The organism is Tautonia rosea, assembly GCF_012958305.1.
GTDB classification, from domain to species: domain Bacteria; phylum Planctomycetota; class Planctomycetia; order Isosphaerales; family Isosphaeraceae; genus Tautonia; species Tautonia rosea.
Genome location: NZ_JABBYO010000003.1, coordinates 237,900 through 260,388 on the forward strand (window position 1 = coordinate 237,900; position 22,489 = coordinate 260,388).

21 protein-coding genes and 1 pseudogene are annotated in these 22,489 nt (G+C 63.7%); 17 read left to right on the forward strand and 5 right to left on the reverse strand.

Annotation, left to right across the window (positions count from 1 at the left end):
* Nucleotides 1-19: 19 nt before the first annotated feature.
* Nucleotides 20-1,411, reverse strand: coding sequence for a DUF1501 domain-containing protein (locus HG800_RS06340; RefSeq protein WP_169974936.1), 1,392 nt, complete (start codon nt 1,409-1,411; stop codon nt 20-22).
* 234 nt (nt 1,412-1,645) lie between these two features.
* On the opposite strand from HG800_RS06340, the gene HG800_RS06345 reads away from it, so the two are divergent.
* The 3 genes from HG800_RS06345 to HG800_RS06355 all read left to right on the forward strand — a co-directional run bounded on the left by HG800_RS06345 (nt 1,646) and on the right by HG800_RS06355 (nt 4,879).
* Entirely contained in the window at nt 1,646-2,530 is an 885-nt protein-coding gene (locus tag HG800_RS06345) for a phytanoyl-CoA dioxygenase family protein (protein ID WP_169974938.1), read from the forward strand.
* 304 nt (nt 2,531-2,834) lie between these two features.
* Nucleotides 2,835-3,896, forward strand: a complete 1,062-nt coding sequence (locus tag HG800_RS06350) for a glycosyltransferase family 2 protein (RefSeq protein ID WP_206352149.1) — start codon at nt 2,835-2,837, stop codon at nt 3,894-3,896.
* Nucleotides 3,897-3,922: 26 nt separating this feature from the next.
* The gene (locus HG800_RS06355) at nt 3,923-4,879 is read left to right on the forward strand and encodes a sulfotransferase family protein (RefSeq protein ID WP_169974940.1); all 957 of its coding nucleotides are present in this window, start codon (nt 3,923-3,925) and stop codon (nt 4,877-4,879) included.
* Between the two features lie 78 nt (nt 4,880-4,957).
* On the opposite strand, the gene HG800_RS06360 is transcribed toward HG800_RS06355, so the two are convergent.
* Nucleotides 4,958-5,920 (reverse strand): fumarylacetoacetate hydrolase family protein, encoded by a 963-nt coding sequence (locus tag HG800_RS06360; RefSeq protein WP_169974942.1) that lies wholly within the window; start codon nt 5,918-5,920, stop codon nt 4,958-4,960.
* 241 nt (nt 5,921-6,161) lie between these two features.
* Here HG800_RS06360 and HG800_RS06365 point away from each other — a divergent pair, with 241 nt between their 5' ends.
* The 3 genes from HG800_RS06365 to zigA all read left to right on the forward strand — a co-directional run bounded on the left by HG800_RS06365 (nt 6,162) and on the right by zigA (nt 8,621).
* Complete coding sequence (locus HG800_RS06365; RefSeq protein ID WP_169974944.1) at nt 6,162-6,506, forward strand: hypothetical protein; 345 nt, start codon at nt 6,162-6,164, stop codon at nt 6,504-6,506.
* 223 nt (nt 6,507-6,729) lie between these two features.
* Nucleotides 6,730-7,368 (forward strand): hypothetical protein, encoded by a 639-nt coding sequence (locus HG800_RS06370; protein ID WP_169974946.1) that lies wholly within the window; start codon nt 6,730-6,732, stop codon nt 7,366-7,368.
* Nucleotides 7,365-8,621, forward strand: a complete 1,257-nt coding sequence (zigA, locus tag HG800_RS06375; protein ID WP_169974948.1) for a zinc metallochaperone GTPase ZigA — start codon at nt 7,365-7,367, stop codon at nt 8,619-8,621. Before HG800_RS06370 ends, zigA begins: the two co-directional genes overlap by 4 nt.
* On the opposite strand, the gene HG800_RS27935 is transcribed toward zigA, so the two are convergent.
* A complete protein-coding gene (locus HG800_RS27935; RefSeq protein ID WP_261345894.1) occupies nt 8,613-8,741 on the reverse strand; it encodes a hypothetical protein in 129 nt (42 codons plus the stop codon). The genes zigA and HG800_RS27935 overlap by 9 nt on opposite strands.
* Nucleotides 8,742-9,027: 286 nt before the next feature.
* On the opposite strand from HG800_RS27935, the gene HG800_RS06380 reads away from it, so the two are divergent.
* The gene (locus HG800_RS06380) at nt 9,028-9,663 is read left to right on the forward strand and encodes a PDZ domain-containing protein (protein ID WP_169974950.1); all 636 of its coding nucleotides are present in this window, start codon (nt 9,028-9,030) and stop codon (nt 9,661-9,663) included.
* Nucleotides 9,664-9,848: 185 nt separating this feature from the next.
* Here the strand turns inward: HG800_RS06380 and HG800_RS06385 are convergent, their stop codons facing one another.
* On the reverse strand, nt 9,849-10,706 hold the full coding sequence (locus HG800_RS06385; RefSeq protein ID WP_169974952.1) for an oxygenase MpaB family protein: 858 nt from the start codon (nt 10,704-10,706) through the stop codon (nt 9,849-9,851).
* Nucleotides 10,707-11,019: 313 nt separating this feature from the next.
* On the opposite strand from HG800_RS06385, the gene HG800_RS06390 reads away from it, so the two are divergent.
* The 6 genes and pseudogenes from HG800_RS06390 to HG800_RS06415 all read left to right on the forward strand — a co-directional run.
* Nucleotides 11,020-11,991: an RNA polymerase sigma factor gene (locus HG800_RS06390; RefSeq protein ID WP_169974954.1), complete on the forward strand. Its 972-nt coding sequence runs from the start codon at nt 11,020-11,022 to the stop codon at nt 11,989-11,991.
* A 471-nt stretch (nt 11,992-12,462) separates the two neighbouring features.
* Nucleotides 12,463-13,668 carry a hypothetical protein gene (locus HG800_RS06395; RefSeq protein ID WP_169974956.1) on the forward strand — a complete coding sequence of 402 codons (1,206 nt, stop codon included), beginning with the start codon at nt 12,463-12,465 and terminating at the stop codon, nt 13,666-13,668.
* 114 nt (nt 13,669-13,782) lie between these two features.
* The gene (locus HG800_RS06400; RefSeq protein ID WP_169974958.1) at nt 13,783-14,046 is read left to right on the forward strand and encodes a UPF0175 family protein; all 264 of its coding nucleotides are present in this window, start codon (nt 13,783-13,785) and stop codon (nt 14,044-14,046) included.
* Nucleotides 14,043-14,567, forward strand: a complete 525-nt coding sequence (locus HG800_RS06405) for a DUF3368 domain-containing protein (protein ID WP_169974960.1) — start codon at nt 14,043-14,045, stop codon at nt 14,565-14,567. The genes HG800_RS06400 and HG800_RS06405 overlap by 4 nt, the downstream gene beginning before the upstream one ends.
* 95 nt (nt 14,568-14,662) lie before the next feature.
* Nucleotides 14,663-14,944, forward strand: coding sequence for a DUF433 domain-containing protein (locus HG800_RS06410; protein WP_169974962.1), 282 nt, complete (start codon nt 14,663-14,665; stop codon nt 14,942-14,944).
* Nucleotides 14,945-14,980: 36 nt separating this feature from the next.
* Nucleotides 14,981-15,313, forward strand: a pseudogene (locus HG800_RS06415) (DUF5615 family PIN-like protein); the annotation flags it as partial.
* A gap of 613 nt (nt 15,314-15,926) precedes the next feature.
* Here the strand turns inward: HG800_RS06415 and HG800_RS06420 are convergent.
* Nucleotides 15,927-17,078 carry a Gfo/Idh/MocA family protein gene (locus HG800_RS06420; RefSeq protein WP_169974964.1) on the reverse strand — a complete coding sequence of 384 codons (1,152 nt, stop codon included), beginning with the start codon at nt 17,076-17,078 and terminating at the stop codon, nt 15,927-15,929.
* A 155-nt stretch (nt 17,079-17,233) separates the two neighbouring features.
* Between HG800_RS06420 and HG800_RS06425 the strand changes: the two genes are divergently transcribed.
* The 4 genes from HG800_RS06425 to HG800_RS06440 all read left to right on the forward strand — a co-directional run bounded on the left by HG800_RS06425 (nt 17,234) and on the right by HG800_RS06440 (nt 22,432).
* The gene (locus HG800_RS06425) at nt 17,234-18,358 is read left to right on the forward strand and encodes a cellulase family glycosylhydrolase (protein WP_169974966.1); all 1,125 of its coding nucleotides are present in this window, start codon (nt 17,234-17,236) and stop codon (nt 18,356-18,358) included.
* Between the two features lie 577 nt (nt 18,359-18,935).
* On the forward strand, nt 18,936-20,024 hold the full coding sequence (locus HG800_RS06430) for a hypothetical protein (RefSeq protein ID WP_169974969.1): 1,089 nt from the start codon (nt 18,936-18,938) through the stop codon (nt 20,022-20,024).
* A gap of 56 nt (nt 20,025-20,080) precedes the next feature.
* Entirely contained in the window at nt 20,081-21,169 is a 1,089-nt protein-coding gene (locus HG800_RS06435) for a DUF1559 family PulG-like putative transporter (protein ID WP_169974972.1), read from the forward strand.
* Nucleotides 21,170-21,316: 147 nt separating this feature from the next.
* Nucleotides 21,317-22,432, forward strand: coding sequence for a ferrochelatase (locus tag HG800_RS06440; RefSeq protein WP_169974974.1), 1,116 nt, complete (start codon nt 21,317-21,319; stop codon nt 22,430-22,432).
* The last annotated feature ends 57 nt before the right edge of the window (nt 22,433-22,489 follow it).

Consider the following 22,489-nt stretch of genomic DNA (forward strand, 5'->3'; position numbering starts at 1 on the left):
AGTGTGTTCGTTCTCGCGTTCAGAACAGCGCATGCAGGGGTGTCCCTTCGACCATTGGGTAAGGGCGATGCTGCAGGTCATGAATCAACGTCTCATGATCAACCCCGAGGCAGTGATAGAGCGTGGCGATCAGATCTCCCGGCGAGACCGGATCTGTTGTCGGGTAGGCCCCGATCGCATCCGAGGCCCCCAGCACCTGCCCCCCTCGAATTCCTCCCCCCGCCAGCACCACACTGAAGCAGTGGGGCCAGTGATCGCGGCCCGCGTTCGCGTTGAATCGGGGGGTACGGCCAAACTCTCCCATCAGGATGACGAGCGTCTCGTCGAGCAATCCGCGCTCAACTAAATCTTCGAGCAAGCTGCTGAAGGCTGCGTCGGTCGGTGGCATCAGTTCGGTTTCCGACCAGCCAAGATGGTTGCGGTGACTGTCGTACCCTTGCCCTCCCTTCCCGCCGTCGTGCCGGACCCAGTTGACATGCACCAGGCGTACCCCGGCCTCCACCATGCGCCTTGCCAGCAAGACCGATTGGCCGAAGACGTGTCGACCATAGCGATCACGCACCTTCTCGGGTTCCGCCTCGATGTCGAACGCGCTCCGGGCTTCAGGAGACGAGATCAGATCGAACGCCGCCTGAGAATAGGCATCGAATTCCGAGATGCCCGAGGCCCGGGTCAGGTGCTCGGCCGTCCGCTCGACGATACTCAATAGTTCCCGACGCCCCCCGAACCGATCCGCTTTCATCCCCGGTGGCGGGCTCACCGCGCCCGGGTCGTAATCAGGCAGGTTCGGATCGCTGTTGATTCGATACGGATCGAACGTCGCCCCGAGGAACCCCGCGTGCTGCCCCGATCGTTCCGGCCCGTTCGGCTGCATCGCCTCGGGAAGAAGCACGAAGGGGGGCACTCCGGCCGTGGGACCGAGCACCCGAGCCAGGGCCGAACCGGGATGCGGCCGGTCGGCTCGGCTCATGAAGCCCGAGTCGCGCACCGGCCGTGCGATGGGGCTGCCAACCATCATCCAGTAGGCCGCCGCGGGGTGATTGGCCTGCGGATGCTGGACCGATCGCACGATCGCGAACCGATCGGCCAGCCTCGCCGTTCGGGGCAACTGATCCGCGATCATCAGGCCTGGCACATTCGTTTCGATCGGCCGAAACGTCCCCCGGATCTCCTCCGGAGCCTCGGGCTTCAGGTCGAACGTGTCAAGATGCGACGGTCCTCCTGACAGAAAAAGGATGATCACAGAGCGTGCCTTGCCCGGTTTCCCGCATTGTGCGCTGGCCTCGTCCTGAGCCCGGAGCAATCGCGGAAGCGTCAACCCCCCCAGGCCAAGGGCCCCAACGCGGATCGCCTCGCGTCGCGATGGTCGAGCGGTCCTGAGGCGATTGCCATCGGCTTCGATCCGGATCATCGCGGTGGTCCCTCTAAGAAGATCAAGGCGGTTCGGCTCCGAAGGCTCGCAAGCTGTTTCGATTCTGGCCGTCCCGCCCACACCACGCAACCGCCAATCACGGTTCCGCCTCAAGGGATGGGTCGAGCAACCAACATCCCCTTGAACCCCTGACCCCGGTCATGATCCAATCAAGTCAGCAAACCGGCCTCGACCTCCTTCCTCGACGTTCCCCGAACCGACCGAGCCTGACTCATGGCCACCGTCACCGACCTTTCCAAGGCCTCTCGCCCCGTCGGCGACCTCTTTGCCGAGGCCCTGCACGCCGACCCCGAACGATTCCGGCTCTCGGACAATCAGGTCCAGTTCTACCACGAGAACGGCTACCTGCCCGGCGTTCGAATCCTCGACGATGTTCAGGTCGAGGCCCTTCGCGAGGAACTGGCCGAGTGGTTCACCCCCGACCATCCGGGGCGCGAGCTTTGGTACGAGTATCACTCGAACGAATCCGCCGATCCCGACCGCGTGCTCTTTCACGCCCTGGGTGCCTGGCGGATCAAGCCAGGGTTTCATGACCTCCTCTGGAATCCCGCCTTTACCGTTCCGGCCTCACAACTGCTCGGCGGCGCCGTCCGGTTCTGGCACGATCAACTGTTTTGCAAGCCCGCAAAGCACGGCGGCGTGGTGGCCTGGCACCAGGACTATTCCTACTGGACTCGAACCGTGCCGATGGCCCACCTGACTTGCTGGATCGGCCTCGACGACAGCACGATCGACAACGGCTGTGTTCACTATGTTCCCGGCAGCCACCGCTGGCCGCTCTTGCCCATCACCGGCCTCGCCGGAGACATGGAGGCCATCCGAGAGGTCCTCGACGACGAGCAATGGGCCATGTTCCAGAACCCCGTGGCCGTCGAGCTAAAGGCGGGCGAGGCCACGTTTCATCACCCGCTGATGGTCCACGGATCGTTTGCCAACCGCACCGCTCGCCCCCGCCGCGCCACTGTCATCAATGTCTTCCGTGACGGCGTTCGCTCCGACACCGACGATGTGCTCCTCGACGGTGTGCCACCGATTCCCCAGGGAGCCTCGATGAACGGCCCGTTCTTCCCCTTGCTCTACGACCCCGCCGGCCGGTGAACTGCGATTCGGCGACGGTGGCCTTGCGTGATCACCGATCGTCTTGCCTCACGTCGGGGCAGGGCGTGCTCGGCAACAACCCTTGGCGATGGTTCGGCCTGGCAAGTTGATGTCGAGCCGAACCAGACCCAGGATTCCACCGTCACACCTCGCACCTTGATCCGTGATACCCTCACAAAGGACCCGAAATTCGGGTGACGGTTCCGTCCGCCCTTGATGGCCTTATCCGGGCCGCAATGGCCGAATTCAGCCATTGGCACTCAGACCCGGCCCTTGAGAGAACGAGGACTCACGAGAGGATCGAGTGAGACGAATTGCGATTGTCATTCTGAATTATCGCACCCCGCTCATGCTGCGGGATTGCCTTGCTTCGCTTGAGGATGAGGTTGATCCGCTCCAGGACCGCGTGGTCGTCGTGGATAATGCGTCTGGTGACGACTCGGTCCAGCAAATTCAGCAGGCTATCGACGAGCATTGCTGGCACGACTGGGTCACGCTGATCGCCTCGGAAGTCAACGGTGGGTTCTCGGCCGGCAACAATCTGGGAATCCAGGCGGTCCATGCGCAGGCCTATCTCCTGCTCAACAGCGACACCATCGTTCGCCCCGGTGCGATTGCCAGTCTGCTCGCAGCGCTCGATGCTCATCCTGAGGTGGGGCTCATCGGGCCTCGTCTTGAATGGCCCGATGGTCGGCCTCAGATCAGTTGCTTCCGGTTTCCCTCCCCCGCCAGTGAACTGATTTCCGCTGCCCGCACTGGTCCGGTGACATCCCTCCTCCGTGCGTTCGAGGTGCCGATCCCCGTCTCGGACGAACCCTTCGAGCCGCAATGGATCAGCTTCGCCTGTGTTCTGGTGCGGCGGGCCGTCATCGATCAGATCGGCCCGATGGACGAGGGCTATTTCATGTACTTCGAGGACATCGATTACTGCCGGCGAGCCCGGCAGGCGGGCTGGGGCATCCTGTCCTGGCCGGATGCCCACGTGGTCCACCTCCGCGGGGGAAGCAGTCCGGTCAAGGAGGAGATGGCCGCCCGCAAACGTCCCCGGCCCTATCTCTATGCCTCGCGGTCACGCTATTTCGCCAGGTTCTACGGGGGAGTCCCGGGATTGTTCCTCGCCAATCTCCTCTGGTATGCTGGTCGGCTTGTCTCCCTCTCCCGAGAATACGTTGGCAACAAGAAACCCCACACGTGCGAGGCTGAGGCAATCGACCTCTGGACCAACTGGCGATCACCACTCCAGCAACAACCCCAACGCCTCAGCCCTTCTGCCAGCCAGCAGCCTCGCAGACGCTCCGATTCCGATCCCAATACCCTTTCCGCTTCCGAGTCGCTCGCCGACCCCGGCCCCCTTCACCATTCATGATCCATTCGTGTTGTTAATGTATCCTCATGAACACTCCGCCTGACTTTATCATCATCGGGGCCATGAAATGTGCGACCAGCACCCTTCATGAGCAACTCGCACTCCAGCCTGGCTTTTTCATGACTGCCCTGAAAGAGCCAAATTATTTCAGCGACGACGACCAGTACGCCCGGGGACGTGACTGGTACCTGAGCCTCTTCGCCGACGCCCGGACCGGAGACCTCCGAGGCGAGTCGAGTACTCACTACACCAAGCTTCCCACCTACCCCCAAACTCTCGATCGCCTGCGCGACCACTGCCCGGACCCAAAGCTCATCTACGTAATGCGCCATCCCATTGATCGGCTCATTTCCCAGTATGTTCATGAGTGGTCACAGCTTGTCATTCCCAACCAGATGGGAATTGACGAGGCCCTCGACGCCCACCCCGAGCTGATCGCCTACAGCTGCTATGCCATGCAGTTGCGACCCTATTTCGAAGCCTTCGGAAGTGATCGAATCCTGCCTGTTTTCTTCGAGCGAATCGCCTCCTCGCCGCAGGCGGAACTCGAACGCATCTGCGAATTCCTTGGCTATCCGCACGACCCGTCCTGGCACCACGACCTCCACGCGCGCAACGTTTCCAATCAACGAATGCGAAAAAATGCCTTGCGTGACGCGATTGTCGAGGCTCCGGTGCTCAGGCAGCTTCGTCGCGCGTTGGTGCCCAAAGCAGTTCGCACCTGGGTCCGGGGGCTCTGGACCCTGAAGCAGAAACCTCGGCTCTCTCCCCGCCAGCTTGCTCGGCTCGTCGATCTCTTCAATGACGACCTGGCAACACTCGGCTCCTGGCTCGGAGTCCCGCTGTCCTGTCCAACCTTCAAGGACACGGTGAAGGCCGGTGGCCTCGAATGGAAGGCCGCCCCCTCGCCGCTCCCCCGATCCTCGATCGCTTCAGCGGTTGTCGAGTCTCCGAGCGGTTCGGATCACTCGTCGCAGGCTTGAACGCAATGAATGGCGAGTGTCGAGCTGAGGTCGAATTGATCGTCTGATCACTCACAGAACGATCACGATCTCACCGAACTACTCCTCGGCCTCGACCGGGTTGACCAGCGTTCCGATCCCCTCGATCTCCGCCGTCACGACCTCGCCGGGCTTCAGGAACCGCCCGCGCCCCTTGCCCGTGCCGCCGGGGGTGCCGGTGCCGATGATGTCCCCCGGCTCCAGCGTCACAAACGAGCTGATGAACGCGATGATCGCCGCGACCGGGAAGATCATCTGCGCGGTGGAGCTATTCTGCATCTCCTCCTCATCGACCCAGAGCTTCAGGGAAAGCTGCTGCGGGTCGGGCAGGCTGTCGGCCGACCGAATGCAGGGGCCGATCGGGCAGAACCCATCGTGCCACTTGCCATGCAGCCAGTCGAAGAAGGCGTCGCGCTCGCGCTTCTTCCTCCCCGGATTGGGGCGGAACCCTCGGTCGCTCACGTCGTTGATGACCGTGTAACCGGCGACATACTTCAAGGCGTCAGCCTCAGAGGCCCCCCGGCAGGTCTGGCCGATGACCACGCCTAGCTCGCACTCCCAGTCGATCCCGTCGGGTGAGATGTTCGGAATCACGATCGGGTCGCCCGACCCGCTCACGGTCGTGCTTGGCTTGAGGAACACGTACGGGAACGTCTCGGCCCGCTCGGCGGCAATATCCCCCACCTCGACGCTATGCTCCGGATAGTTCCTCGCCAGCATGAGGATCTTCCCCGGCCGTTCGATCGGAGGCAGCAGCCTGACCTCCTCCAGCGGTACCGCCAGCTCACTCAGGGCCTCCTCATCGAGCCGCTCCACCCACTTGGACAGCTCCCAGGCCGCCCGGTGCGACCGCCCGCTCGGCGGCAAGAGGCCGATCAGGTCGTCCGTATCGAGGATCAAGAGCTCCAGATCCATCGCCTCGGTAAACGCCTCGATCGCCTGGTCAAGCGGGACCACATGGTCATCCATGAAATAGCCGGTCAACGCCACGTCATCGTCGAGTGCGAAACGGCAAAGTCGCATCGGGCAACCTCATTCCCTGGTCCCGAACGGGAAAGATGACACATCCTTCCAGAAAACGCGTCTTAACTTAACCCCGAGGACCGTTCCCGGCAATGCTCACCTCGCCTCAGTTGCGAACCATGCAGAGGCACCAGTGGTCTCGACCCTTCCGACTGGCCCCACCTTGGTTTGTCTGGTAAAATGATTTTGCAATACGATTCTCAATCAATGAGTCGAGGACTCCTTCCGACATCTTCCTGGCATGACTCTCGCTGTCGGTCGTCTCCTGATCGCCTGGTCGCTGGTCGCCTACGGGGTTGGAGCCCTGGTGGGACCGGCCCTTCATGCCTTGCCCGGCTGTGATCATCACGACTCGGGTGGGTCCTCCTCGAATGCGCCTGAACCGGTCTCCCCGACGCACGACGACTGCCTGATCTGCAACACGATCAACGCCGTCTCGATCCCCCTCGCAATTCCGGCTGCTCCGTTCCCTGAGTCGATCAGAATCGCCGAGGTTGCAACCCCTCCCCTGACCACCTTGGACAGGCCTATCGGGCTTCATGGCCCTCGCGCCCCTCCCGACAAACGGTCAGCCAGCGCCGCCTGATTTGACCGTTCTGTTCTTGAATCCGCCCGAGATCCGATTCTGGGATCACTTCGCGCTGGGCTTGCGTGATCATCCGATGCCACGCCTATCCCCTGCAGGGCGTGTCGTGTACCGGACGAGCACGCGCCCCTCGGTCTTGGTTCCAGGAGTGCTCCCTTTGGCCTTTCGTCCGCCAAGGGTGAAGGGATCCGGGCGCCGGCTCGCACTGGGAGGAGCGTATTTCATGGCTTTGCCCCTGACCAAACGACGACTCCGCACGGGAGGCCCCAAAGCTGGGTTGCCGGTTTCCGCCCCCTTGCGTCGCGAGGCCGCCAACCTGCTCGACCTCCAGTTGTGGTGCTGGGGTCTCGACATCCGACGCCCTCAGGGAAACGCCCTGATCGGCTTCGGCTTCCAGCGCATTCCCGTGGCCGAAGGTGGTCGAGGCACCAGCGCCTATCAAAAACCGCTCGACGAGGGGCGAACGCTCGTGCTCTGGGGTTCGGGCCTTGTCCTGACGGATCCGGTCGTCGGGGCCGTCGCGGTCCGTCGCTTCGAGTTCCGTCTCTCATTCGATCGATCCCCGACGCTGACTTCCGAGCTGCTGGCTGCCGGATCGGTCCCGGAACTCGGCCCGATCCTCGATCCCGACGATTGTGGCCGGGCCCATCGCCTCGTCCTCTCCGTCTTCGAGGCGATCATCGCCTACGAATCCTGGGCGATCGACCACCTTGGCCCAGGCGAACGCCAGCGAGGCATCAACGCCTGGCCGAAACTCCGAATTCCCGCCGAGCAGCTCGTCTCCACCTGGCAAGATATCGCCAACCGCTGGCGCGTTGGCATGCCCTTGCAATCCTCTCCGACCCGGGCCGACCTCTCATGAGCCAATCCCCCCATCGCCTCCCTGTCACGGTCCTTTCAGGATTCCTCGGCGCGGGCAAGACGACGGTTCTGAACCACGTCTTGCACAACCGCGACGGGCTCCGGGTGGCCGTGATCGTCAACGACATGAGCGAGATCAACATCGACGCCCGCCTCGTCCGCGACGGCGCGAGCCTCAGCCGCGTCGAGGAGCGCCTCGTCGAGATGACCAACGGCTGCATCTGCTGCACCCTTCGCGAGGACCTGCTCATCGAGGTCGCCCGCCTTGCCCGCGAAGGCCGCTTCGACTACCTCCTGATCGAGTCCACGGGCATCTCCGAGCCGATGCCTGTCGCAGAAACGTTCACGTTCGAGGATGATCAGGGGCAATCCCTCTCCGAGATTACCCGACTCGACACCATGGCCACCGTCGTCGACGCCGGCGCCTTCCTCCCCGAAATCGAGCGCTCCGACGATCTCCTCGACCGCGGCCTCGCCATCGGCGATCACGACGACCGCACGATTGCCGACCTCCTGCTCGATCAGGTCGAATTCAGTGATGTGATCATCCTCAACAAGACCGACCGCGTGTCCGAGACCGATCTGGCCCGGGTCGATGCCCTCCTGCGACGCCTGAATCCCTCGGCCTCAATCGTCCCCACCCAGTTCGGCCGGGTCCCGCTCGACGCCATCCTCGACACCGGCCGGTTCGACTTCCATCGCGCCGCCGAGGCCCCCGGCTGGCTCGCCGAGCTGCGCGGCGAACACACGCCCGAGACCGAGGAATACGGCATCCGATCCTTCGTCTACCGCTCCCGACGCCCTTTCCATCCCTTGCGCTTTCATGCCTGGATTTCTTCCGATCATCCCGGTCTTCTCCGCGCCAAGGGGACCTTCTGGCTCGCCTCTCGCCCGTCGTTCGTCGGCCTGTACTCACTCGCTGGAGGTGCCTGCCGGACCGAGCCTGCCGGCGTCTGGCTCGTCGACACCCCCAAATCCGAATGGCCCGACGACCCCGTCGAATGCCAGGCTGCACTCGACGACTGGCACCCCGACTTCGGCGACCGCCGCCAGGAACTCGTCTTCATCGGCCTCGACCTCGACCCAGACGCCCTCTACGCCTCCCTTGACGCCTGCCTCCTCACCGACGCCGAGCGATCTCTCGACCCCTCCTCCCTGTCCGACCCCTTCGCTTCCTGGGATCTCGACCCTCCCGCCTGTGACCACGATCATGGCGCGTTCGAGCACCTGTCACCGCCTCGGCCGTCATCGTAACTCGCTCACCAGGACGGGGCAGATCCGCACGTCCCGGTACATCCCGTCCGCGTTCCCAGTGCTCACCGCCGAGCCCATCTCGGCCTCGATCACTGCCCCCACCAGGAATCTTCGAGGCACGCACCAGCCTTCTCACGCGAGTCGCCGCGAGCCAAGGAAGACCCCAGGCGAATTTCCCTCGATTACAACGCGATTCGAACTTTTTCCAAGTTTTTATCCTGTTGTCTTGCAAAAGGTTGTGGCAAATTCCTTTCCTGGTTATTCAGGCGTTTGTGTGTTCTGGCACCAAATGTGGATCACAGGGCTCCACGTCACCTGAGCACGATGCCAAATCGACAACTGGTCAGGTGAGTCAGATCAAGAATGCCACACATTCAGCATCACCTGCGAATTCAGGAGCCCCGACATGTTCTACCGAACGATGATCTCCCTGCCGACCCTCGCCGTGATCTCGGGCATCGTCCTCGCCAGTGGGTCGAACGAGGCTCAAGCTCAGGTCCCGCAACAGTTCGTCAACCAGCTCAAGAAGCAGGTCGCTCCGTTCCTCGTCGGCGGTCAGCCCCCCGTGCAACAGCCCCCGATCCAGCAGCCCCCGATCCAGCAGCCTCCGATCCAGCAACCGGCCCCCGCGTACATTCAGCCGGCCCCGGCGCCGACCAACGGCTACTCGCTGGGCGTTTACACGCAGGTCGTTTCGCTGCCTCCGTCGTTCGGCGCACCCGGCGGTGGACCGGCCGTCGCTTACGTGAATCCGGGGCAGGGGGGCGCTCCTCCGCAGGTCGGCCTGATGATCACCAGCCTGATGCCCGGTGGAGCGGCCCAGCGGGCCGGGCTGGAAGTCGGCGACATCATCGTCTCGGCCAATGGCCAGCCGACCCCGAACGTCGATTGGCTCCGATGGATGCTGAACAATTCCAATGGCTTCGTGAACCTGACCGTGCGAAACGTCCGACCGCCTCACGCGTTCGTCCAGGTGCCCGTCTCCCTCGTCGGAGGGGGATTCCCGATCGGCCAGCCCGCCGCAGTCTCCTATGGACAGTGACTTAACGGACCACGAAGCACCGGCCTGCACGCCACCGGAATTCCAATCCCCTCGGATCGTGCAGTCAAGACCCTCTGTTTTCCTCACCATCGCCTCCCAGGTCGGGGTCAGCCCGATCTCGGAGGCGAGTTGTCGTTCTGAGCATTATTCGATCATGTCTGCGGTTGTTCTGTGCCTTCTCCGCCCTATTCCGTTTGCGTGGAAGGCCTGGGCGGTCCCAGGTCGCTGATGTGATATCCCTTCGGATAGCTTTTCGAGCGCCTCTTGCTGTGAAAGTGCGGCCGACGTCTCGGCGGCATCATCCGTAATCCGACCGCCCGAGCCCTCAAGGCCCCTTCCACCAGTCGCCTCATCGTCTTCGAGGGGCGTGGGAAATCGAACGCCCTGAGAATCGCCTCGTCCATCATCGCGTACATCGCCGGCCGCACCAAGGGGCGGATCGCCTTCGGATACCAGCTCAGGAACAGGTCGAGCGTCGCTTGCCCGATCCTCACGTTCGATTCGGCCAGCCGGAAGTGCTCCCGCTCATACGCGACGTTGTACTGCTCGAATGCCGGATAATCCTCGGGAATATCCTTGATCCCCATCCGCTTGCCCACCTCTCGCCAGAAGTGGAACATCGCCAGCCGTTCCTGCTCCACATACCCCCGCCACCCGAATCGCGCGTTCCACCGGATCGGCTCGAACACGAACGTCGAGAGCACATACAGATAATCGCCATTGTCGATCGCGAATCTCCGATGCATCCCGTTCATCGCCCGTAACGCCTCCTTGCCCCGATCGCTCTCGTACCCGTGTTCCATCAAGATGCTGACGATGAGGTCCGTATCGTCGTACCGCTTCTGTGGCCTCGCCGCGAACTCCCCCGTCCGATCCAGCAATCCCGAGATGCTCGGCACGCAATACGTCCGAAACAGCGCAAACTCCAGGGACCGCGCCACGTCGAACGAGAAATCATACGTGTTGCTTAGACTTACGATCCGCTGACAATCCCTGACCGGATCGAGCTGCTGAATCTCATCAAGTACGGGAGATTTGGCCATCAAGGGAACCCTCTGAGATGAAGCGCGTCTCCCCAATCTACCCCGGTTGTCCCTCCTGAACCACCGACGGCCCGACCTCGCACTCATCCCGGGCCGCGACGGTCCCCGATGGGGCCCAGCGCCACTCTTGCGTACCGATGCGATCGCGACCATCCTGAAACCGCCCAATCCCCCCAACCCTGGGAGCAACCTCCGGCGCCCCGGCCTGTCCCTCGTCCGATTCCCGTAATTCGCGTAACCGATCGCCCCCAACTCCGCCTCTTTCTCCTCGAACAGACCTCCGGACGCCGACCCTTTCCGAAGGACCGCCCTCATGCCCGGCAACCCCCGGACCGCCGGAATCCGCGAGTTCGACCGTCTCTTCCACCAGGGGACGCTCCTCGGCCGTTCCGAGGCCGAGCTGCTCGACCTGTTCGTCTGCTCCCGAGACGAATACGCCTTCGAGGCCCTCGTCACCCGCCACGGGCCGATGGTCCTCCGCACCTGCTGCGCCCTGCTCGCCGACCCCCATGACGCCGACGACGCCTTCCAGGCCACCTTTCTTGTCCTTTCCCGCCGCGCCGGTTCGATCCGCAACGCCAAGCTGCTCGGACCCTGGCTCCACCGCGTCGCCCGACGCGTCTGCTCCCGATCCCTCGCCGAGTCCTCCCGCCGCTCCCGCCTCGAACGCCCCTCGACCGACGCCCTTTCCTCCCTCGCTGCCCCCTGCGCAACCCTCCCCCACGCCGACCGCGTCGCCCTCCACGAGGCGATCGACCACCTCCCCGAACGCTACCGCCGCGTCATCATCCTCTGCGACCTCGAAGGCCACTCCCACGCCGAGGCCGCCGCCCGCCTCCGGTGCCTGATCGGCACCGTCAAGGGCCGCCAATCCCGCGCCCGGTCCCTCCTCGGCCGCCGCCTCACCCGACTCGGCCTTGCCCCCGCCTCCTTGCTCTCCGGCACGCTCCTCTCCCTCCCCACCCGCGCCTTCAGCGTCCCCCACACGCTCATCCACCGGACCTCCCGCACCGCCGCCACCTTCGCCCTCGGCAGTTCCCTCGCCCCCGGGACCGTCCCCGGCGTCGCCCTTTCCCTCGCCACAGGAGTCTTATCCAGCATGGCCACCCACCAGCTCAAATTCACCGCCCTCGTCGGCCTCCTCGCCCTTTGCCTCGGCTCCTCCGGCCTCGCGGCCCTGCGGCACGCGACCGACGACGGCCCTCGATCGGTAAACGCCCCCCGGTGCTCGGGGGCTCGGCTCCCGACGCTCCCGAGGATCTTCCCGACGCGATTCGCTCGCTGATCGGAGCGTGGGAATTCGTCTCGATCAACGATCATCACATCACCGAGGGCACGAGCCGTTTGGGGGTCGCGTTCGTGGGGCGCGTCCAGGGCGGATCGAAGGTGGTCCTCTCGGGCAGTTCGACCTTCATGCCGTTCGAGCTGGTCGATGGTGACAAGCGGGTGACCGCTAAAAATGCTCGGTGGGATCGCCACGTTGTCGTTGATCCCGACGCAACGCCCCTGACGTGGGATTACTGTTCTTTCGAACCCAAGACCGCCTCGGGCCCGATCTCGGAGGACTCCCTCATCATCGCGAACCGGGGGATCTGTCGCCTCGACAAAGAGACCTTGACCCTTCACGTCGCCTCTGCCAACTCCGCCCGGCCCGATGACTTCGATCGTGGGGGGGAGTCCACCACTCGCATCGTCCTCACCCGGCTTCGCAACGAGTCTCCGCGACGCTCGACGCCGAACGCGGGCGGGGTGGCTGATGTCGTCCCAACCCCGGCAGAACATGCGGAAGGCGACCGCCCCGACGGCCTGGATCGTCCCGCCCCTGGCGACCTCGACGCGGCGAAGGCTCCCCCACCCTTCGAAGGCGTGGCGGATCTTCGTGGGGAAATGGCGTCTTCAGTCGATCGAAGGCGATGTGCTCAACAAGGACATGGTCCCAAGGATCGACATCGGACCGATTCTCGACCTCGGTATGCCGAAGAACGGTCCGATCCCGGTGATGGTCGGTGTGCATCATGGGGCGGTTGGTCACGGGATCGGGCCATCCTTCCCCACGAGCGAATACCCGATCTATCTCGTCGATCCGACCGCGACCCCTCCCCGCATTGAACGGTCCACAAGGGAAGGCCGGGAATCCCTTCCCCGGTCCTGCGGCGTCTACCGGATCGAAGGCGATCGTCTCACACTCCAGTTCGTCGATCCTGACGCCCCCCATCCCTCCGGCTTCGAACGAACCGGCCCAGATTCGACCCGCTACATCTACCGCAGGATCAACTTCAGCGGGGTGCCTGGGGTCGTCCCGACCCCAGCGGAACGAGGGGAAGGCGACCGCTTTAACGATCAGGGCCAGGGCGCCAATCAATCCATCGACTCGCTTCTCGGCACCTGGGTGAGCACTCAAGAAAGTGATGGAGCCTATTTTGCTTTGGAGATTCTCCACCCCAATCCGTCCGAGCGGCTCGGCATCGATCAGGAGACGCATCAGCTCCTCTTCCGGTTAAGGATGCAAGCGAACGATCAAATCGTCGCCGAGAGTTTGATGAGTCAACTTGTTGCGACGTTGGACACCTCGGCTACGCCAACCCAGATCAACTGGTTTGATCCTGCCGATTCCGAGTCGATCGAGAACCATATACCATCGAGTGAGGGAATCTATCGACTCGAAGGAGACACGTTAACCATTCACATGAATGGTCACAATCGTGGCCGACCCACAAAATTCGAGGGAGAGTTGGAGCAAGGGTCTTCCTATCTCTGGGTTTTTCGACGATCTGAACTGGATCTGTTCTCACCCACGCTCAACCTTCACAAGCTTCGCAGGGAAGCGCTCACTCGGTCGAACACCCCTCGAAGCCCTACTGAATCACCCGCTCTCCAGACCACCGAAATCGACCAACGCCTCTCCGCCCTCGAAGCCAAGCTCGACCGCCTGCTCGAATTGCTCGAATCACCCGATCGCTGACGCGATACCACGCATCCTCCCCGGCTCGGGCCGAACATCCCTTGCCCCGCGCCGGGGCCGGGGTGGATGATGGAAGCGAATGGACCATCAGCGGACGGGGAGGGGCCGGTTCCGATGACGATTCACTTCGAGATCCCGTCGGAGATTGAAGATCAGGTGCGTTCGAGGGAAATCGACCTGAACGAGAAGGCTCGCGAGGCGTTGCTGGTCGAACTGTACCGCGAGGACCAGATCACCCACGGTCAACTCGGGCGGGCCCTTGGGCTTGATGCGTACGAGACCGACGGTGTTTTGAAACGGTATGGTGTGGGCCTCGATCTCACGGCCGAGGAGCTGCAAGAGGAGGCCCGTTCGCTTCGCCTCGCGAGACCGGAATGATCGTCGTCACCGACGCGACGCCCCTTCGCTACCTTGTGTTCATCGGCGAAGTCGGTGTGCTCCCCGCGTTGTTCGGGACCGTGTTCACCGTCCCCGAGGTGCTGGCCGAACTGGGGCGCTCGACCAGCGCTCCGCTCGAACCGGTCCGACGATGGGCCGCCGACCCTCCCGCATGGTTGCGGGTTCAGGCCCCGCTCAGGGTCGATGAATCCTTGCGTCGTCACCTGGATCCTGGCGAGGCGGAGGCGATCGCGTTGGCCCAGGAACTGGGAGCGGATCGAATCCTCCTCGACGAAACGCGAGGGCGACGCCTTGCCAAAGAACTCGCGGAGGCCGAGCGGATCGCCGGTCGGTCGTCCTGGCACGTCGCCGGGACCCTGGCCGTCCTCGAAGAAGCTGCCGTCCGGGGCCTGATCGAGATTGAGGCGGTCATCGACACCCTTCGGGGGACGAAATATCGCGCAACCGAGAGCATTTATCAGCAGATGATCGAGCGAGTTCGTGAACGGAAGAACGGTTGAACGTTGTGGGCTCCGCCGACTTGCCCGACACACCCTCTCCCGATCCGTTGCCCAACGCCCCGTGGTCTCGTACGATCATTGCAAAGGAGGTTCCCATGCCCCACGACGTGACGTACGAGCCGATCGGGCGCCTGATCGACGGCCTCGGCGGGGGGATCGAGACGACCCCCGAGATCTGCGGCGGCGAGCCGCGGATCGCCGGCACCCGGATCACCGTGCGGACCCTGGAGCAGTACCGCCGCCAGGGGATGACCGAGGCCCAGCTCCTCGACGCCTATCCCACTCTCCGCGCCACCGACCTCGTCAACGCCTGGGCCTTCGTCACCGCCCATCCCGAAACGATCGAGCGGCTGATCCTCGACGCCGAGGAGGATTGATCCTCTGGCCAAACTGTACGCAGACGAGAACTTGTCCGGGCCCTCCGCGCCCTCGGCCACGACGTCCTCACGGCCCTCGACGCTGGCGAGGCCGGCGTCGGGATCGCCGACGACGTCGTCCTCAACTTCGCCACCGCCCGGGGCCGGGCCGTGCTGACTCACAACCGCAAGCATTTCCGCGCCCTGCACGGCTTGGGTCGTCCTCATTCTGGCATCATCATCTGCACCGAGGACCGCGACTTCGACGCCCTCGCCGCCCGGATCGACGCAGCCCTGTTCTCCTCGGGCGATCCTGCCGGGCTTCTGATCCGGGTCAATCGACCACCACCCGGAGGGGGGCTTCGTTCACTCGACCTACCCGAGGATTGAGGCTCCTCGATCCCATTTTCCCGATCACCTCGATTTCATGTGACTGCTGGCCGCCAAAATCACGATGATTCTGTCGAGGCCGTTTCGACGGAACACCGATCGGCGGATCGACGACCGGCCCGAGTCCGGTTCTTTGGCAACTCGGCTCAAGGGAATAACGGAATCAAGACCGCGCCCGAGCCCCCATGTTCGTGGGCGCGAAACGAAGCCAATTTGAGCGATCAGCAACGCCGACAGCACCTGATCGAACGCTCTGCGCGAAACGAAGCCAATCGACCCTGTGCCATTCCGCGGCGCGAAACGAAACCAATCGCTCGACGCATTACGCGGAGCGAACCCATTTTGCGATGCAACCCGTCGAGACGACTCAATCTCCCGAATGGGTTGCCAGCGCACCGAAGGGCGAGACGTGGTTCATCCCAGCCACGATGGCAGCACTGCTGTTCACTCCCCCCGATCGGCGCGAAACGAAGCCAATTGGCGGATCGCTCGCGCGGAACGAAGCCAAATGGTCGTCGTAAGTCGTTGGGAGGAAACAAACTCGTGGTCCAGGGCGGAGCGCTCCCGGCGGTGCGTCCGCCACCGGATCTGGAGCGCTCCGCGGACAACGACCTCAGAAGGTCGGGATGACGACCTTCTCCCCCTTCTTCAGGGCCGACTCATGGGCGCAGAGGCCGACCATGGTCCAGTTGGCCGAGGTCTCGGCGTCGGGCAGGGCGGGGCGCTCGCCGCGGATGGCCATGAGGAAGGCGTGGGTCAGGTGGGGGTGGCTGCCGCCGTGGCCGGCACCCTGGGTGAAGGAGAGGTGCTCCTCGCCTTCGCCGCCGTAGACGCCTCGGGTGGTGAAGGCCTGGATCGGCTCGGGCAGCAGGTGGGCGTAGTCGGGGACCTTCACCCGCTTCGGGATCTCGGGCTCGGGGACCGGGTTCGCCTCGGTGCTCTTGGTGTGGATGATCGGCTCCTCGTTCTCAATTTGCTGCCACTCGAACGACTTCTTCGAGCCGTAGGCGTCGAAGCTCTCGCGGTACTGGCGGGCGGTGTCGAACAGGGATCGCGTCACCTCGGCGCAGACATCCGAGTCCTTGATCGAGAAGGTGGCCGTTTCGATCGCAAACGGGCTGTTGTACTTGGCAATCAGGTCCTCTCGGATGCGGCCCGATCCGTAACAGGTGACGGCCTCGGCATGCTTGCCCAGGATCGCCAGGCAGGGGCTGACGCAGTGCGTGGCGTACCACATCGGCGGCAATCCCGGCCAGTATTCGGGCCAGCCGTCCATGTCCTGCTGGTGGCTGCCGCGGAGGAATTGCAAGCGGCCCAGCTCTCCCTTGTCGTAAAGCTCTTTGACAAACAGGTATTCGCGGCTGTAAACGACCGTCTCCATCATCATGTAGACGGTGCCGGCCTCGCGCTGGGCCTCGACGATCGCGCGGCACTCGTCGATGGTCGTGGCCATCGGCACGGTGCAGGCGACGTGCTTGCCGGCCTTCAGGGCGGCGATCGTCTGCGAGGCGTGGTCGGGGATCGGCGAGTTGATGTGGACGGCGTCGATCTCCGGATCGGCCAGCAGTTCGTCGTAGCTCGTGTACCGCTTGGCGATCTTGAACTTCTCGCCGATCTCGTCGAGCCCCGCCTGGTTGCGTCGGCAGATGGCGTGCATGTCGGCGTCGGGGTGGCGCTGGTAGATCGGGATGAACTCGGCCCCGAAGCCGAGGCCGATGATGGCGACCCGGATCGGTCGGTCGGTGATCGTCTTGGTGGCGGCCATGATTGGGAGCACTCCCAGGGCGTCGAGATCGAAAGGGTGACCGTCGATTGCCTCGCGTGACGGTCCTTTGGTGTGCGAAGATAGAGTGCCGGCGAATGACTCGCAAGAGGCCACGGGCCGACCGATCGACTCGTTCCCATCCGGGGGGAAGCACCATGAGCCACCGACTCCGACCGATCGTCCTGCTCGCCGTCCCCCTCTCGCTGATCGCCCCGCCCGAGGCCCCCGGTCAATCGCTGGAACGGGTCCGCGTGGCCGACGACACTCAATCGTTCGTCCTCGAACCCTCGGGAAAATCCTTCCGCCCCGTCGGCTTCAACTACGACCACGATGGCCCCGGCCGACTCATCGAGGACTACTGGCATGACGAGTGGCCGATGGTCGAGGCCGACGTCCGGGAGATGAAGGGCCTGGGCGCCAACGTCGTCCGCGTCCATCTCCAGTTCGGCCGCTTCATGAACGCCCCCGACGAGCCGAATCCGGCCCAGCTCGACCGCCTCGGCGACCTGCTCGACCTGGCCGAGCGGGTCGGCCTGTACCTCGACCTCACCGGCCTCGGCTGCTACCACAAGCAGGACGTACCCGCTTGGTACGACACGCTCTCTGAGGCCGACCGCTGGGCCGCTCAGGCCGCCTTCTGGAAGGCCGTCGCCGGTCGCTGTGCGGGCCGATCGGTCGTCTTCTGCTACGACCTGATGAACGAGCCCGTCGTCCCCGGCCGCGAGCGGGATCCCGGCGACTGGCTCGGCCCCGGCTTCGGCGACAAGCACTTCGTGCAGTTCATCACCCTCGACCCCACCGATCGCCCCCGCCCGGAAGTCGCCCGGAGCTGGATTCAGACCCTCACCGAGGCCATCCGAACCGTCGATGCCCACACGATGATCACCGTCGGCCTCGTCCCCTGGAGCCTCGACCGGCCGGGCCTGTCCTCCGGCTTCGTCCCCGAGGCGATCGTGGAGGACCTCGACTTCATCGCCGTCCACCTCTACCCGGAGTCGGGCAAGGTGGACGAGGCCATCGAGACCTTGCGGGGCTTCCAGGTCGGCAAGCCCATCGTCATCGAGGAGACCTTCCCCCTCAAGGCCGGTCCCGAGGACTTCGAGCGCTTTCTCCAGGACGCCGAGCCGATCGCCTCCGGCTTCATCGGCTTCTACTGGGGCACGACCCCGGAAGAACTCCGCCCGCCGAAGACCATCGGCGAGGCCCTCTTGCTGAGCTGGCTCGACCTCTTTCAGGAACACCTCGCCCCCCTGGCTGAGGGCTCCAATCCAAATCCTTGATCAACCCTCACGGATTTGACACTCGCGAGTGTCACGACGTGTTGTTCTCCGGCCAAATCGACACGTTGATTATAGCTTGACACACTTCTGACGGTCTTGTATTCTACATTGCTACATTGCTACATTGCTACATTGCTACATTGCTACATTGCTACATTGCTGCTCCACCGTCCTTCCCTTAAGCCTTTTCTCACGATGGAGACTCATCGAGATGAAAATTCGCAGGCAGGTCGAGCAGGTCTCGTGGATTGCCGCGGTCGTGTTCATGGTCGCCGCGATCACGGTCGTGGTTTCCCGTCCACTTTGGGCTGACGATAGGCCAACCGGTCCGACTGGGAGGGTTGTGGAGTGCGACGATCCATGTGGGAGTAATCGGTGCGGCCTTGATGGCTTTTTTTACTGCATCAACGACGACGAAGTTCCAAACGGCGATTGTTCCTGTGTCGACGATTCGTGCCTCAATCACAGGTGTGGGATTCTTAATCCTGGAAATTTGTGCAATTGTGTGATAGATCAGCCTGGCCCTTGAGATGTGTTTTCTGATCGAATCATGGGGTTCCTTGAGGAGAACTGAGCCGTGAATTTTCTGTCAGGTCGTTTCCTGGGTCGGGCCGTGAGGCCGTCGTCGCTGAGCTTTCCTGGGCTCGCGGCGCAGTGCGTGTTAGCTCTCGCTGCGTTCGTTGCGTTGGGAGCAACGTCCCGGGCCGCCCAGGATGACGACCTGCTCCGCGTCTTTCGCGAGGAATACCCCGAGCATTTCAATCACCTCGTCGAGTTCTATTCCAACCTGAAGATGGAAGGTCGCGAGGAGACCGAGGTTCTCGATCCCGACGCGGCCGCCAGGATGAAGGGGCTGGAGAACCAGAGCACGACCTGGGAGTTCGGGGGCAACGGCGATGCGATCCGAGCGATCGTGACGCCGGACGACGGCCCTGCTCGCGTGCTGGTCTCCGGTCCGGAACTTGCGTTCTCCCTGGAGAAACCTGTTGGATCGAAGGCGTATACGGTCACTCGCTTGTGGTCGGAAGGAGACGACGGGGATTCGTCCGGGCGTGTGCGGAGGAGCGTCCTCGCCTCGATGGCGCCGTTCGGTTTCCTTAACGAAACGATCCTTGAGTTCATTTCCAGGCCCGAATGCAGGTTGATCGCCGCGCGAGCGGTCGATGATCCGGACGGCGAGAGGACCCTGGTCGAGATCGACTGGGAGGTCGCGGCGTCGGAACGCTCGCCGAAGTTTAGCGGTTCCTTCCGATTCGACGCGGCCGCGTCCTGGGTCCTCCGCAGTTACGAGACCCTTCACGAGGGGCTCCGCGTCAGGGACTCGGCCACCGGTGAGTTCAAGCCGGGGAACGGCAAGACCTACGGCCTTATATCGTACGACACCTCTTCGGGTGGGATTCCCAGGCTCCGAGAGGTCCGCACCTGGAGGAGTGGCCCCGCCGGCCGCTCCCCCTTTGACGTCGTCAACACGGTCACCCGTTTCGATGAAGGGCCGATGCCGTCGGACGCCTTCACCCTTGAGGCGTTTGGGCTTGGGACGGCCCCGGCCCCCGAACCCTGGCCAATCGCGATCGTTCTGTTCGCGCTGACGTTCGGATGCGTCGCCCTGGCCCTGGTCCTCCGCACGTTCCGGAGGCGGTCGCGTGCCCCGGAGGCGACGAGATGACTCGTCAATGCTCGTCCTTCTCATCCCGATCCAAGGTTTTTCCAAAGGATGCCGTCATGGATCATGATCGGGGGTCTCGTTCTACGTCTCGCGCTGGCTTCACGTTGATCGAGTTGCTGGTGGTGATTGCGGTCATTTCCCTGCTGATTGCCCTGCTCTTGCCCGCCGTGCAGTCGGCCCGTGAGGCGGCGCGCCGGCTGTCGTGCATGAACAACCTGAAGCAGATCGGGCTGGCCTTGCACCAGTACCACGACCGGGCCGGTTGCCTCCCCCTGGGCAGGCACCTCGCGTACGACCCCCGCTATGCCGGGGGCGGCCCGTCGTGCAGGTATCAGTACGTTGACAAGAGTTTCCTGATGAATCTGCTCCCCGACCTGGAGCAGTCCGCCACCTACAACGCCATCAATCACGATCTCCTGATGTTCGGCTGGGAGAACCGCTCGGTCCTGTCCGTCATGGTCAACGTCTTCGCCTGCCCGAGCGACCCCGGGGCCCGCGTCCGCGAAGCCGACACGACCCGCATGGTCCCGAGGAGCCTCGTGGTCCCCGGGGAGCCGTTCCTAATGTCCTTCACGAGTTATTCCGGCTGCTTCGGCTCGTTCGACGTCTTCGGCCTCCCGCGGCCGGAGTCCGATTGCCTGCCGCATCCCGAATCGTATGCCCAGGCCAACGGGAGCATCGGGGACGTCTCGCCCGTCACGCTGGCCTCGATCACCGATGGGCTCAGCCATACGATCTTCGCGTCGGAGAAGGCCACGGGGCGATTCGAGCAGCTCGACCGGGTTGCCTCGGAACCGATTTCCACGGCCTGGGGCTGGGCACCTTGCGGGAATCTCGGCGACACCCTGTTCACGACCTTCTATCCCCCGAACATGATCAACCGGGTGGCGGCCGTGGCCGGGTTGGCGCACACCAAGGCCGCGTCGAGTTGGCATCCCGGTGGGCTAAACGTCCTGATGGGAGACGGTTCGACCCGATTCGTGAAGGACTCGATCCAGTCGTGGCCCTTCGATCGCATTACGGGACGTCCGTCGGGTGCGATCCGCCTTGAGGGAGGTTCGTGGGACAGGCTCCCTCCTCCTGGGGTCTGGCAGGCCCTCGGGACGCGACGAGGTGGCGAGGTCGTCACCGCCGACGCACTTTGAAACGGTCGTAACCCAGAGGAGCGGGCGACAGGCGATTGAATGCTGACGAAGCGGGGCGCGGATCGACCCCCGACCATGATTGCACGAGGCTCGACGACGGGACTACAACATCAGGGAGAATCCCCTCCCGAGAATCGAGCCCGACTCATGAGCCAAGCGACCCCCGCCGCCGACCCGACCCCCGCCACCGCCGGCCCCCCGGTCAGCGAGTTGCCGTATGACGCCATCCTGCTGGTCAGCTTCGGCGGGCCAGAAGGGCCGGACGATGTGATCCCGTTCCTGGAGAACGTGCTCCGGGGCAAGCCGGTCCCTCGGGAGCGGATGCTCGAAGTGGCCGAACATTACCAGCACTTCGGCGGGGTCAGCCCGATCAATGAGCAGTGTCGGGAACTGATCACCGCGCTCCGGCCCGCGTTGAAGGAGATCGGCGTCGAGCTGCCCATCTACTGGGGCAACCGCAACTGGCACCCGATGCTCGACGATACGATGCGGCAGATGGCCGACGACGGCATCAAACGGGCCCTGGCCGTCGTCACCTCGGCCTTCAGCTCGTATTCGGGATGCAGGCAATATCGGGAGAATCTGCAGAACTCGAGACGCACGGTTGGGGAAGATCAGACGCCGATCATCCAGAAGATGCGGGTCTGGTACAACCATCCGGCCTGGATCGAGGTCAATGCCGATCGGGTCCGCGAGGCCCTGGGGCAGATTCCCGAAGGCCGCCGCGATTCCGCCCGCGTGGCCTTCACCGCACACAGCATCCCGGAGTCGATGTCGAGAAACTGCAATTATGTCACCCAGTTAATGGAATCGTGCCGCCTGGTGGCCGAGGCGGTCGGCCTGCCCGAGGATCGCTGGTCGCTCGTCTATCAGAGCCGTAGCGGTCGGCCGGAAGACCCCTGGCTGGAGCCGGACATCGTCGACCACCTGAAGGCCCTCCACGAGCAAGGGGTTTCTGATGCGGTAGTCCACCCGATCGGCTTTATCTCCGACCACCTGGAGGTGCTGTTCGATCTGGACGAGGAGGCGAAGCTCGCGTGTCAGGAGATGGGCCTGAACATGATTCGATCGGCCACGGCGGGGACCGACCCCCGCTTCGTCGCCATGCTGGCCGAACTGATCAAGGAGCGCATCACCGAAGACCCCGATCGCCGGGCGATTGGCCGCTTCGGACCCAGCCACGACGTCTGCCCGATCAATTGCTGTGCCCCCCCGGTTCGCCCCGGTCGACCCGCAGGAGCAGGGGGGCCTCCGACGCGTTGATGAGGCGGAAGCACATCGAGCGTTGATCGAGGGAAACCCGGTGGGGTTGTTCGGTAC